The organism is Zhongshania aquimaris (genome assembly GCF_019312595.1).
GTDB classification, from domain to species: domain Bacteria; phylum Pseudomonadota; class Gammaproteobacteria; order Pseudomonadales; family Spongiibacteraceae; genus Spongiibacter; species Spongiibacter aquimaris.
The window spans coordinates 547,792-560,459 of the sequence record NZ_JAHWDQ010000003.1; the positions used below are offsets into that span (position 1 = coordinate 547,792).

Genomic DNA, 12,668 nt, shown 5'->3' on the forward strand with positions numbered 1-12,668 from the left:
CAGCCCAGCCCAAAAGCAGGCACCACACCTGAAACCTCCCAAAAAAATTGGGAGCACAGATCATGACGGCGTTTCAGGCTATTACTAACCTACCAACACAGCAAAAGACCCCAGTTTCTATCGTTGAGGGGATCGGTACTTTTCAGTGTAGCAAGTGGCGCACTCAGATATTTGCGCGTCATCCTTGGTTTTCACGTGCAATGGCAAATGAATATCGCCGTATTGCCGATTCAGAAAGCAATCATGTTCCCGCTAATCGGTGGTTAACAAGCATTGAACAACGACTAAAGCTTGGTAGAACAGGTCTGTTTGTCGACTGTCACGACTCGGAAATCGTGACTTACAGCGATTTAAAGCCCAAAAAAATACACGGATTAGTTGCTGGTTACTCTGCCACATACGGGCCGGGACACTACAAAAAAGTTATCAAACACGCTGTTAATGAGGTTCAGCGAGTAGGCCTAACATTTCCTTTAGATACCACAACGGATTACACCTGTGACGAGGCTATCGCTGCGCTTGCGCGTGTATGTAACCCCACATGGTGGCGCCGACAATTAAGGGTCATTGCCGCGCGCGAGCTAGAACAGGTATGCCGAGAGCTAGGCATGGTCTCTAAAACTAAGGCACCGTATGTTTCGGACTACACACTTCGTCGCAGATATGACCAGAAGCGCCGAAATACTATGCTTTTAGAAAGCCTTGAGGCTGAGAACTGCGATACCGGCTACAAAGCAAGTCTCGCTGAGATCAGCGAAAAAACGGTATCAAATCCTGTTAATCGAAGAAATGAGCTAATGGTGAGAATGCGCGGCTTTGAGGAATGCGCTACCGCCATTGGTTTTACGGCGCGCTTTTTTACCCTCACCTGCCCAAGCTCCTATCACGCGACTTTACACAGTGGTGTTAAAAATCCGAAATATGCCGGTGCAACACCAACTGAGGCCCAAGCGTATTTATGCGAGCTGTGGGCAAGAATTAGAGCAAAGTGGCAGCGTCAGGGTATTCGTTGCTTTGGATTTCGCATTGCCGAACCCCATCACGACGGTACACCGCACTGGCATTTGTTGCTTTTTTTTGCACCTGATATCGCCGAGCAAGCGGGCGACATATTCCGTGAATATGCCTTAAAGCAAGACACCCACGAACCCGGTGCAATGAAGTATCGATGCGAAATAATCCCTATAGATCCCGCGAAAGGAACCGCTTCCGGCTACATCGCCAAATATGTCAGCAAGAATATTGATGGCTATGGAATGGAAAGCGCCATCGACGACGAGACCGGAAAATTCACACACCAAACGGCCCAGCGCGTTGAGGCGTGGGCTTCTACTTGGGGAATTAGACAGTTTCAACAGATTGGTACGGCTTCCGTAACGGTATGGCGGGAATTGCGCCGTATCCGGGAACCGCTAGAAAACAAAAGCCTAGAAGATCTTGAGCAAATACGGAAAGCGTGTGACGCCGGAGACTGGGCCTTGTTTGTGGATCTTATGGGCGGGCCGTTAGTAGATCGAGAAAACGTCAAGGTTCGGCCACTCCATTTACACCCCGCCGATCACCAAAAGGCCGAGAACCAGTATGGCGAGCTGTGTACGCAGCTAATGGGCGTGATCATGCGAGGAGCTGGCCACCTTATCACCCGCATTCACAGCTGGAAGATTCAGCGCCTCACCGACGAAACCGAAGACAACACCGAACTTGATTTTAGAGCGCCCCCTGACGGCGCGACTTGGACTTGTGTCAATAACTGTACGGACAGAGACACGAGATCCAAACAATGACGAATTTGAACTTGGGCATAGCCCCAATCAGATCGAAGTCAGAGACCAATACCGGTCACTGATGGGACTTAAACCAATGAGGATTTATTATGAATATTCTAAGTAACACACAGGCCGTGGCTGCGCGCTCCGCCTTAAGTTTGTCACAGGCAAAAGTAGCCAAAGATATCGGCCTTAGCCGAGCATACCTATCTCAATTTGAAAGTGGAAAAATGATTCTTGAGGATCGCTGGCTTAACGCCTTGAACGACTACTATCAGGATCAGGGCTGGAGTCCTGAGGAAGCCTCGCCCACAGAAACCTCAAATACCGTTGATACTATTCGGATGCGCGACGGGTTCCATATCTCCGCCGAATTAGACGATAGCCAGGTCGAAGAGCTACTCAACAGCTATTATGAAAATAGATTTCAAATTGAAGCACTGGGAAATGCCCTCGCACCGAAAAGCTTCCTAATGGGCCTGAGTCGAGAGAAAGCCCAAAAAAGCACATTCAAACTGCTTTGTTTAACGGCTTTACAGGATAGCATTCTGCGACAGCTGCGGGGCCATGACACTGTTATCGAATGTTGTCACCCAATGCGATACCGCGATGCCGAAACCATCGGCCAGTATGCGAGTTCGCTGATTGCGGAAGTTCTAGGTACTCACGAATCAAATGAGGACGAGGAAAAGCTCTCTTGGTTTGATGCCGAGGTTATTTAGGCACTTAAGTTTTGCCGGCAATCATTGTCGGCATAGCTGACTGTTACATTTGTCTTTTTACTTCTCACCCGATTAACGACTTTTGGCTATCTTCAAATGAATTTCAAAAAAAACAAATAAAAAGAGAATACATTATTGAACCAATAAGGCTCATACATTAATGCTCAGAAAAAAGACAGATTTATCCCACTTACTGTATATTTCACCACACCTAGGATTTATTCTTTTTATTCGATACTTCCCGCGTGGTATCTATGTAACTAATATAACGAATCGTATGGATCTAAATATGATGTTCGACGCCCCAAAGCATATACGCTCGCATACAGTATTTGAATATTCCACAGTAGGAAATCATGTCGCGTAAATCAAAAGTTCGCTTCGCAGCGCGAATTGATGGAGTCGAACGCGAATTATTCTCAATTAAGGAAAGACCGGACAATAGCCTGCTCCTAGTTTCTGCTTATCCAATTTTTTGGGAAAACTCTGACAGCTCAATAGTAAGATTCACCGAACAGCACTACTCAATTCATATAAGTAACGGCGGTATCGACACCACAATAACTCAGAAAACAAAACTCGCTGATGGCATGTCACATTCGAATGTCTCGTTTATTCCAAACACCAAAAAGCATTTACTCTGGCCGATTTATGCACGTCGCGTCCCAATTCTCCTAGAAAATTCACGCAAGCTGTCGAGACGATCTGGAGATAAAGTGATTTTCATAGGAGATTACGAGTTTGCCAAAGCGAACCTCGTCTATAGTGTGTTCGTTTCTAATTGTGATTTTGACGTCAACATTACTTCACTAAACGGCTTAACAACCTACAGCGCAAAATTTAAGCATTTTCAAATTTTTACAATCCCAATGTATATAAATCTACCTTCAATGAACGAAGGTGACGTTGTTGGTATGTCGACAAGTTCAACCACTATAAATAACGTGCGTTCGACTGATCACATCCAACTAAGTACACATTCGATACCAAGTGAGTATCTCCTAAGCTTCCACTTCAAACTTATGGATCTACTTAAGGATAAAATGCTCCAAAGGCTCTCAATCTTGTTTCAAAGTGCCCCCAAAGAAATGTCGTTTTCTATAAAGATGGTCTCATTGCTGACCGCACTTCCTTTGGTACGCAGGCCAAAGACTAAGCAACACATTGAGCCAGACTCCTCCCCGCCGCATGAGAATCAAGATTGACTCGATCTTTATGCTTCCCCCCAATGAAATGATTAACTAAGGATAAATTCGAATTAATTTCCGGAGAAGGAGTGGGCTAAGTACAATGTACTCAACCACTTTTTATCCAGTAGTGCCAGATACACTTTGGCACTTTCACTGGTGCGTATAGCTCCCTGCGCTATTCAAACATCAGCATGGTTAATTTTCTAATTAATATGAGCTGTTGATCGTTAGGTAACTTAGCGTATTCCGCCATTAATCGGCAGCGGGCATTCGAAGAGCTGCTGTCTACTATACGTCTACTATCGGAATATTTTGAACTTGAACTCAAATGACTAAAACACCGTAAGTCATTGATTTTTATTGGTGCCCGGGGCCGGACTTGAACCGGCACGACATTGCTGTCGGGAGATTTTAAGTCTCCTGTGTCTACCGATTTCACCACCCGGGCTAAGGGGTTTGGCGTGAGCCAATGTGATAGGCGAGAAAGGAAATTATTTTCCGATCCAGCTTATGCGGTAGTGCTAAAAAAGCGTTCGCAGTCTACTTATACTACCCAAAAAAATCAACGGCTTAGAGCAGTTAATTGCAGTTTAACTTGGCACCACAGTAACAGCCCTGTTCTGCAAATGACGTCTGCGCAGCAAAACGAGCTGAGCAGCTACCAGCATTAGCAAGGCGACAAAGGGGTATTTTAATCCATAGACCAAGGGGCTTAGGGCGACTCGTGTCACTAAGCGCAGGGATTCAGACTGGGCAATGTGGTCGGCAATAGGTGGTGAGTAGCGGTAATACGTGGCCACAATAGTCTGCCCCCATTTATAGGGAAGCAGAACTTTGTCTCGAAAATCTCGCAGTATTTTTACGTCAGGGGCAAGGTAGCTTCCATAGGCTGCAGTGGCGATAAAGCAGGCTCCACCACCCCCGCCACCTGAGCGCGATGCTGCTGGCGGCGGCGCTGCGGGCTCTTCACCCAGCGCCGTTGCCAAGGCTGTGGCGGCGGCATCTGCATTGATAAGTCCGCTACCCGTGACTGTATCGGCTCCTATACTCGCACGGAGTCCTTTCACGTCAATAGCCGAGCTTTGCACTGCGCTAATTAATTGCGCGGGGCTCGCGCTGGGATAGGCTTCCTTCAAAAGCGCAAATACGGCGGCAGCATTTGGTGCAGCTGCAGACGTGCCATAAAAATTTAGAAAATCATCTGGCTCGCCATCTTCCCGCGCCGCCACTGGCGAGCCCAATACCGTGTTGTTATTGCCGTCTACCGCCGCAAATTGCGGAGAGTTACGGGTCTGCGGCGAATACTCGCCATTGCTATCAAACTGCAGAATTTGCTGGCCACCACGCGAAGTAAATCCTTCGGGATCAATCTCTATGCTGTCGTAGCCCTCTGGTCTAAATTCTGGCGACTCCCACCACGCCACCGCCGCCACGCCAGCAATACCAGCCGCCATTGAATGCCCCCAGACAACCGGCGCGTTATACGCATATTCAGCGCTGCTAACTTGAGCGCCTGTTAGCAATATTCTGAACTCCAATGGCACCCCCGCCTGCTGCGGAATATCTGCCTGGCTGCCGTCAAAATGTTCAATGGCGAGATAAAATGTCTGTTCAAATGCGCCCGTTTCCAATGTCACAACTTCTGATGCGTCTCCAAACGGACTTCCCGTCACCCCCTGCTGATTGGCACCCCGCGCATAAAAATCGGCCGACGCGGGATTGAGGGACATCAACGTCGCTGCAGTGGTAGCGTAGAGGTCTAAATCGATTTGCGCCCCTGCGCTAGGGTTTACCGAGCTATAGGGTTGATTCCAGCTTAAAACCACAAAGACAGTGGCGTTTGCGGGGATTGTCACCGCCAAAAATGCATCGTTTCCATTAGCGCTCCAATTATGCAGATCGTTTCCAGTGGGGAATGCGCTGATTCCCGGCTCATCAATCGCGGTCACCAGATCTTTATAGACATAGCGATAGGCCTGATCACCGTCATTGCCCGCTGCAGATAAGAACGGTTTGCCGGCGCTAACACACTCCGATGCGGCTATCGCCGGCACATCGTCTTGGTAGACGCTCTCATTAAGAAACAGAATATCGTCGACCACAATGTCAGCCCGACCTGGGGCACATAATTGCCTAATCGCCTCGGCCATTTCGGCACGGCTTTGCCCCGCAGCGTGAAACATGAGTGGTGCGCCTGGCGCCACGTCGTGAATTAGCTCCGCCATCGCGGCGCCCTCATCGGTGCCGTCGGCAACATCGTCTCGCAATATGGTCACTGTATTAGGTAAGTCACCGTTGTCTTGCTGGCGGCTGCCCTGCAACTGCCCTGCAGCGAACCGAGCCGGCGTAGTATTGCCATCGCGAACGGCAGAGGTTTGCGCAAAGCTGTCTGACACAATACCAATGGTTTGGCCGCTACCCGTCACGCCTAAGGAACTTGCCGCTATATCCGCGCGCATTGCCCTGCCAGCGCGACTCGTCACCGCCCCGCCCCTCATCACCGGCGGCAGCAAATAATGTATTTCCCGAATATTCGTCTGCGCTGAGAGAAGAATTAAGTCCTGCTCATTGCGCAGCAATACCGTGGCACGACTGCCATCTTTAGAAAGAAACCGAAGGGGAATACCCACTTCGTCCAGGAATCGACGCAAGCCTTCACTGCTGTTGAGAAATAACTCAATGGGAACACCAGCGCCAGCAATGCTGCTTTTTAAGCGGGTTTGCATCACGTCAGAAGTGCTCGCCCTCTTATCTCCGGCGAGAAGCAGTTGAAGACGACTATCTAATTTTGCAGCAGCTCCGCCGGCCGCCCTTGCCGATTGTTTGATATTTTCTGACGCCAACCCTAGATTGGCAAAACTGAAAACCACGGTAGAACACACAAACACTGCTAACTTATTTTTGAAGATCATCAAAAACCTTTATGGCCATGTCCATTTTAGGCGGGGTGCGACTCACCGAAACTGCACTCACACCGCGAATTGTAGCTAAACCAGCCAACTGGTCTGCGCTTTTCACCCAAATAAAGACACGCTCGTTAGCTGGGTTTACATAGTCTACGGTATAGCCTGCTTTGAGGATTTTTTCGACAAAGACGTCGGCGGTTTCCTCCCAATAGCGAACATCGACTAAAAGCCCGTTCGCACCGTCACTATAATAACTCGGAGTTTGCAGAAGCTGCTGCCACAAACCCTCGTCGAGACTTAAGAATCCATCCAAGGGGGCTTGAAATATGGCACGCTGAATCATTGCGGACTTTTGCAGACCAGCTTGGCGATCAGATTCTTGGTTACTACAGGAAAATAGCAGCCCACCGAAAGCAACAGCAATCAGCGCAATATCTACCACCGCAATCACATATCTCCTAAGTCTGCTCATATCACCTCGTAATCGAATAGGCGTATACAACCCTATTGCCAGCTTAACGACTAATGGGCAGTAACAAACTAAGGGATTTACCTAGTGGCTTTACGTAGCAACGCACATGGATAGCAAAAAAAAATGACAAGAACCACACATAAGGCAATGATTTTATTAGCATTTACTGAGTTATTGCCACCAAAGATGGATCGGAGAAAAAACCGACCCTAACGCCCTCTGCAACGCGATAACCGGGAACAATACCTCGACCGCAGTCATCGACTTGTAACCAATTGCGCGTCTAATGAGAGAAGGCAGCGCGGAAACGTTATTTGACGCCCCATGACCGTCTTGAGCTGTAAATCTTCTGGAGCACAACATCCGCTTTCCATTTTTTAAGTCCCGCCAGCAGGCCAACACAAGCGTCGCTATCACCCTGCAGGGCGCTGACCCCGTCGCCGAAACCGAAAAGCGCTATCTCTCGTTTTCAATAGACATTTCATTATTAGCTGGAGGGTTTTGGTGGGAAGGCACCCTGGATGTGCGGCGCGGGCTGGGCACATTGCGGGTGCCACCTTTAAAACTAAATTCGCCCAAGCTCGATCGCTTAGTAAAACTGTTGGGGCCGGCCTACCTCCGTATTGGGGGTTCGGAGGCGGACAAGGTTCATTACTTCACACAGCCTGATAGCGAACCCGACGCCTTGATTCTGACAAAATCGCAATGGGATGACCTACACGGTTTTTTGCAGCGCAATGACTTGAAACTGATTTTCACCTGCAAATACGGACTCTTTAAACGCAAGGATCACGGCCGCTGGCAGGGCGCGGAATTACAGGCATTATTGGATTACAGCGCAGAACAACAATACTCTATTGAGGTTTTCGAACTGGGCAATGAACTCAATGCTTATTGGGCTTTTCACGGCCCCTTATCTCAGCCTCGGGCCATACATCTAGCCCGCGACTACGAAAAGTTTTACCAAGTCGTGCGGGAAAAATTCCCCACGGCGCTGATATCTGGCCCCGGTAGTGCGTTTTGGCCAAAACTAGGCGAAACCATTCGTCCCATCAGCAATATCACGCCCAAGTTCTTGTCTGAATTAAACGTTAAGCTCGACATTGTGGATTGGCACTATTATCCCTTTCAAAGTGATCGCAGCCCTGTTCGCACCCGCAAAGCACGCATTGAACACCTTCTAGATCCCAAGTCTTTTGAGTATTACCGCAAGTACAGTAATCGCCTGCGCATTCTCCGCGATTTTCATCAACCACAAGCCGCTCTCTGGACCGGCGAGACGGGATCGGCACAGTGTGGTGGCCAACCTGATCTTTCTGACCGGTGGGTATCCAGCTTCTGGTGGGCTGATCAATTGGGTATGGGAGCCAGGCTAGGACAAAAGCTTATGGTCCGCCAGTCACTAATAGGCGGCGACTACGGCATGATCGCGCGACTCACTCTAAAGCCCCGTCCCGATTTTTGGGTAAGCTGGCTCTGGGGGCAACTAATGGGCACCACCGTGTTCGCCATCGGCAGCGAGTCGCCCCACTTGCGCTGCTATCTGCACTCAGGCAAGGGCGAGGATTCAAAAACACTGTTACTGATCAACTTAATGGCGACGCCAGTGGAGGTCACGCTAGAACCGGGATTGCTCGCCTCGATAGTCAATGGCTACGAACTCACGGCCAAAAGCCTGATCAGCCGCCGAGTTAAATTAAACGGCAAGAAATTGCGCTTTAAAGGCGGAGCAGTGTTGCTAGAGGATTTCCCCGCGCGTAAATTCAACGGTTGTATTGCGGCATACAGCATCAGCTTTTGGCAATGCCAACAAGGCGGTTTTAGCTTAGAGAAGTAATTGCTTTGATTTTAGAATGTATATCGCAACGGCCGAAATACGATACGAGAGAGAAGATAAGCTGAATACAGAAGGGAGAAAACTGTGTAAATGGAGGCGCGGGTCGGAATCGAACCGGCGTACACGGAGTTGCAGTCCGCTGCATGACCACTCTGCCACCGCGCCTAAAATCGTTTTTTTCTACACTTTTACCGTGTACGCCGGTCGATACCGGCCCTCTTTTTTCGCCGCAAGCGCTGGAGTTACTGTCTCAACAAGACCACTCTGCCACTGAGCCAATTTGCAATGCAAACATGTTGCTTTGCAACGATATATTGGAGCGGGAAAGGAGGCTCGAACTCCCGACCTCAACCTTGGCAAGGTTGCGCTCTACCAACTGAGCTATTCCCGCGTCGCACTATATCTGGATTTTTTGCTTGATCCCTCAAGCCCGATTTACAACATTGAGCTGTGCTTCAGGAAGGCGCCTATTCTAGTCAGAGATAATTTCCTGTCAAGGAAAGTCGCTGATTTAACGTGTTTTTTTTCTAATTGCCGGCCGTATCGCGCAAATCTGGCCAAGCGGCATGAAGATAAATCACCATCGACCACAATGTGAGCACAGCGGCTGTATACAAGGTAATTATATTGGCGTAATACAAATAGCCGTCGCTGTCAGGTGAGACCAGAAGCCAACCAAATATTGCCACCATCTGCGCAGAGGTTTTTACCTTACCTAAATACGATACCGCTACGCTGGTGCGCTTACCAAGTTCTGCCATCCACTCCCGCAGCGCCGAAATAACTATCTCGCGACCAATAATAATAACAGCGGGAACGGTAAACCAAGCGGCCTCGTAGCGCTCAATAAGCAGTGCCAAGGCAACCGCAACCATCAGCTTATCGGCAACCGGATCGAGAAATGCGCCCAGCGGCGTACTTTGGCCAAGCTTTCTCGCCAAATAACCGTCTAGCCAATCAGTCGCCGCCGCCACCGCAAACACCGCCGCAGTTAAAAAATAGGTGTGCGCTTCGGGCCAATAGAACAACGCCACAAGAACCGGAATCAGTACGATCCGGAACAAGGTTAGGGAGTTGGGTATATTCATATTGCTCTCATTCGCTGGCGTAGCGCCTATTCTATTCGTTTTCTAGGCGCTGCGCAGGCCTTCATGTATCTGCTGAGCGATTTTCTCGCTAATACCCGACACCCGTCGCAAATCTTCAACACTCGCCTGCCGCACGCCCTGCAGACCGCCAAAATGTCGCAGCAAGTCGCGGCGGCGCTTTGCGCCAACTCCGGGAATGGATTCCAGCGTCGATTGCCTGCGGGCTTTATCGCGCCGTGCTTTATGCCCGGTAATCGCGAAGCGGTGCGACTCGTCGCGAATATGTTGTATGAGATGCAGTGCCGGGCTATTGTCTGGCAAATTGATCTCGCGGCCATTGTCACCGCGGATAAGAACTTCCAGCCCTGCGCGGCGATCTGAACCCTTAGCGACGCCAACCATAAACAGGTCATCTATGCCCAGTTCGGCCATGACCTGTTTGGCCTGCGTTAGCTGCCCCTTACCACCGTCAATAAACAAAATATCGGGCTTGACGATCTCTCCCGCTTTTATCCGTTTGTAGCGCCGACTTAAAGCCTGATGCATTGCCGCGTAATCGTCTCCGGCGGCAACACCGTCAATATTCATTTTGCGATAGTCCGATTTAAGCGGGCCGTTGCCGTCGAACACGACGCAGGACGCCACCGTCGCCTCACCGCTGCTGTGACTGATATCGAAACATTCCATGCGCTCGGGCTTATCATCTAATTCCAACACCGCCTGCAGCGCTTTAAAGCGCTTCAAGGTGCTCGCCGACGAGGCGAGGCGATTAACCAGATTTTGCTCTGCGGCGGTCAAGGCTAAACCCAACCACTTGGCGCGATGGCTGCGCACGCTGTGGCTGATACTGACCTGCCGCCCTGCCTGCTCGCTTAGGCCACCCGCCAACAGCGCTGCATCATCGAGGGCAATATTGGTAATTATCTCGCGTGGCATATCGGCGCCACCGGTGCCAATTAAATAATGTTGTGCAACAAAGGCCTCTAGCTGCGACACCAAGGGTTCTTCCAACTGGCTTTTTGGAAAATAGCTGCGGCTACCCAATACCCGCCCAGCGCGAACGCAAAGCAACTGTATACACACCGTTCCCGCATCCATCACACCGGCAACAATATCGATATCACCGGTTTCGCCTTCAATACACTGGGTCGCTTGAACCTGTTGCAAGTAGGCAATCCGGTCCCGCAGATCGGCCGCTTTCTCAAACTCTAAAGCACTGGCATGGCGTTCCATGTCATCTGCTAAGGCTCTACTAACCTCACTGCTCTTGCCCTGCAAAAACATTTGCGTGTGATTGACATCAATGGCGTATTCTTCGTCGCTTACTGCGCTAACACAGGGGGCTGAGCAGCGGCCAATTTGATACTGCAGACAGGGCCTACTCCGGCCGCGATAATAACTGTCTTCGCACTGCCGAACGCGGAATACTTTCTGCAACCAGCTTAGGCTTTCACGAACCGCTGAGGCACTGGGATAGGGACCAAAATACATGCCCTTACCTTTCTTGCTGCCACGATGGATACTTAAACGCGGGTGTTTGTGGTCGGTACTTAAATAAATATAGGGATAAGACTTATCGTCCCGCAGCAGAATATTGTAAGGCGGTTTGTACTGTTTAATGAGGTTTTGCTCAAGCAGCAAGGCCTCGCGTTCACTGGCGGTGACCGTCACCTCAATCTCATGAATTCGCGACACCAAGGCCACAGTTTTAGAGGTGAGGCCGCTGGCCCGAAAATAACTACTCAGGCGATTGCGCAGATTTTTGGCTTTGCCCACATAAAGCACGTCCGCCGCTGCATTGAGCATGACGTAAACACCGGCTTTAACGGTGACGTTTTTCAAGAAGGTTTTGGAATCAAACTCGGCGACGGCTGGCGCCGCGGAGTCAGCTCCCATACCTGTCTTACTTTCACTACTCATAATAATTGCAAACTGCCCGCTACGCGTCTGGTGAGTCGATCAGACCGTGGCGCATGGCCAATAAGGTCAACTCTACATCGCCGCTAATATCGAGTTTCTCGAATACTCGGTAACGGTAGCTATTTACGGTTTTAGCGGAGATATGCAAATTATCAGCGATGTCTTGAACCTTATGACAGGTGGCAATCATTAGACTAATCTGCATTTCTCGCTCAGATAAAGATTCAAAGGGCGAGGCGTCATCACCGTTCAATTGCTTAAATGCCATAGTCTGGGCGACGCCGGGGCTCAAATAACGCTGGCCCCTGGCAACTTGCCGCACCGCCAAGACCATCTCCTCTTCAGAGGCACCCTTGGTGACATAAGCCGACGCACCCGCCTTGAGGAGCAAGCTGGGCATGGGTTCTTGATCATAGGCACTGAGCGCAATGACCCGGGTGTCAGGGCAAAGAAGTTTTAATTTGCGCGTTGCTTCCAAACCACCAATACCTGGCATGCGCACATCCATTAACACAATATCGGGATTCAGGATGCGGCAGCTACTAATCACTTCTTCTCCACTGGCCGCCTGTGCGATAACCGAAATACCCTCGGCATCATCTAACATACGGACTATTCCGGTGCGCACCATGGCGTGGTCATCGGCGACTAACACTGTGATCATGTACTTCCCCACATAGAATGAGCAAACGATACCATTCTGAACTAGGCCGAACCAGCCTGCCGTGGCTTATTTTAAAAGCTTTCGAAACGTTAAATTAATACGG

General features: G+C 49.9%; 9 protein-coding genes and 3 tRNA genes. 4 read left to right on the forward strand and 8 right to left on the reverse strand.

The window, feature by feature from the left end:
* Positions 1-62: 62 nt before the first annotated feature.
* The 3 genes from KXJ70_RS14135 (at position 63) to KXJ70_RS14145 (ending at position 3,693) form a co-directional block, all read left to right on the forward strand.
* Positions 63-1,784, forward strand: a complete 1,722-nt coding sequence (locus tag KXJ70_RS14135; protein WP_219044152.1) for a replication endonuclease — start codon at positions 63-65, stop codon at positions 1,782-1,784.
* Positions 1,785-1,873: 89 nt separating this feature from the next.
* A complete protein-coding gene (locus KXJ70_RS14140) occupies positions 1,874-2,488 on the forward strand; it encodes a helix-turn-helix domain-containing protein (protein ID WP_219044153.1) in 615 nt (204 codons plus the stop codon).
* 356 nt (positions 2,489-2,844) lie between these two features.
* Complete coding sequence (locus tag KXJ70_RS14145) at positions 2,845-3,693, forward strand: hypothetical protein (protein ID WP_219044154.1); 849 nt, start codon at positions 2,845-2,847, stop codon at positions 3,691-3,693.
* A 346-nt stretch (positions 3,694-4,039) separates the two neighbouring features.
* On the opposite strand, the gene KXJ70_RS14150 is transcribed toward KXJ70_RS14145, so the two are convergent.
* The 3 genes from KXJ70_RS14150 to KXJ70_RS14160 form a co-directional block, all read right to left on the reverse strand.
* A tRNA-Leu gene (locus KXJ70_RS14150) sits at positions 4,040-4,126 on the reverse strand.
* Positions 4,127-4,268: 142 nt separating this feature from the next.
* Entirely contained in the window at positions 4,269-6,590 is a 2,322-nt protein-coding gene (locus KXJ70_RS14155) for a CFI-box-CTERM domain-containing protein (protein ID WP_219044155.1), read from the reverse strand.
* Complete coding sequence (locus tag KXJ70_RS14160; protein ID WP_219044156.1) at positions 6,574-7,056, reverse strand: hypothetical protein; 483 nt, start codon at positions 7,054-7,056, stop codon at positions 6,574-6,576. Before KXJ70_RS14160 ends, KXJ70_RS14155 begins: the two co-directional genes overlap by 17 nt.
* 523 nt (positions 7,057-7,579) lie before the next feature.
* On the opposite strand from KXJ70_RS14160, the gene KXJ70_RS14165 reads away from it, so the two are divergent.
* Entirely contained in the window at positions 7,580-8,893 is a 1,314-nt protein-coding gene (locus KXJ70_RS14165) for a glycosyl hydrolase family 79 N-terminal domain-containing protein (protein WP_369409791.1), read from the forward strand.
* Between the two features lie 91 nt (positions 8,894-8,984).
* On the opposite strand, the gene KXJ70_RS14170 is transcribed toward KXJ70_RS14165, so the two are convergent.
* The 5 genes from KXJ70_RS14170 to uvrY form a co-directional block, all read right to left on the reverse strand.
* A tRNA-Cys gene (locus KXJ70_RS14170) sits at positions 8,985-9,058 on the reverse strand.
* Positions 9,059-9,208: 150 nt separating this feature from the next.
* Positions 9,209-9,284 (reverse strand) — tRNA-Gly (locus tag KXJ70_RS14175).
* Between the two features lie 136 nt (positions 9,285-9,420).
* On the reverse strand, positions 9,421-9,981 hold the full coding sequence (gene pgsA, locus KXJ70_RS14180) for a CDP-diacylglycerol--glycerol-3-phosphate 3-phosphatidyltransferase (protein ID WP_219044157.1): 561 nt from the start codon (positions 9,979-9,981) through the stop codon (positions 9,421-9,423).
* Positions 9,982-10,023: 42 nt separating this feature from the next.
* The gene (uvrC, locus tag KXJ70_RS14185; RefSeq protein ID WP_219044158.1) at positions 10,024-11,901 is read right to left on the reverse strand and encodes an excinuclease ABC subunit UvrC; all 1,878 of its coding nucleotides are present in this window, start codon (positions 11,899-11,901) and stop codon (positions 10,024-10,026) included.
* Positions 11,902-11,920: 19 nt separating this feature from the next.
* A complete protein-coding gene (gene uvrY, locus KXJ70_RS14190; RefSeq protein ID WP_219044159.1) occupies positions 11,921-12,565 on the reverse strand; it encodes a UvrY/SirA/GacA family response regulator transcription factor in 645 nt (214 codons plus the stop codon).
* Between the last annotated feature and the right edge of the window lie 103 nt (positions 12,566-12,668).

Excerpts from the sequence above, each read along its gene's own strand:
- uvrY (WP_219044159.1), bottom strand. The coding sequence starts at position 12,565 with ATGATCACAGTGTTAGTCGCCGATGACCACGCCATGGTGCGCACCGGA.
- pgsA (WP_219044157.1), bottom strand. The coding sequence starts at position 9,981 with ATGAATATACCCAACTCCCTAACCTTGTTCCGGATCGTACTGATTCCG.
- KXJ70_RS14135 (WP_219044152.1), top strand. The coding sequence starts at position 63 with ATGACGGCGTTTCAGGCTATTACTAACCTACCAACACAGCAAAAGACC.
- KXJ70_RS14160 (WP_219044156.1), bottom strand. The coding sequence starts at position 7,056 with ATGAGCAGACTTAGGAGATATGTGATTGCGGTGGTAGATATTGCGCTG.
- uvrC (WP_219044158.1), bottom strand. The coding sequence starts at position 11,901 with ATGAGTAGTGAAAGTAAGACAGGTATGGGAGCTGACTCCGCGGCGCCA.
- KXJ70_RS14140 (WP_219044153.1), top strand. The coding sequence starts at position 1,874 with ATGAATATTCTAAGTAACACACAGGCCGTGGCTGCGCGCTCCGCCTTA.
- KXJ70_RS14145 (WP_219044154.1), top strand. The coding sequence starts at position 2,845 with ATGTCGCGTAAATCAAAAGTTCGCTTCGCAGCGCGAATTGATGGAGTC.
- KXJ70_RS14155 (WP_219044155.1), bottom strand. The coding sequence starts at position 6,590 with ATGATCTTCAAAAATAAGTTAGCAGTGTTTGTGTGTTCTACCGTGGTT.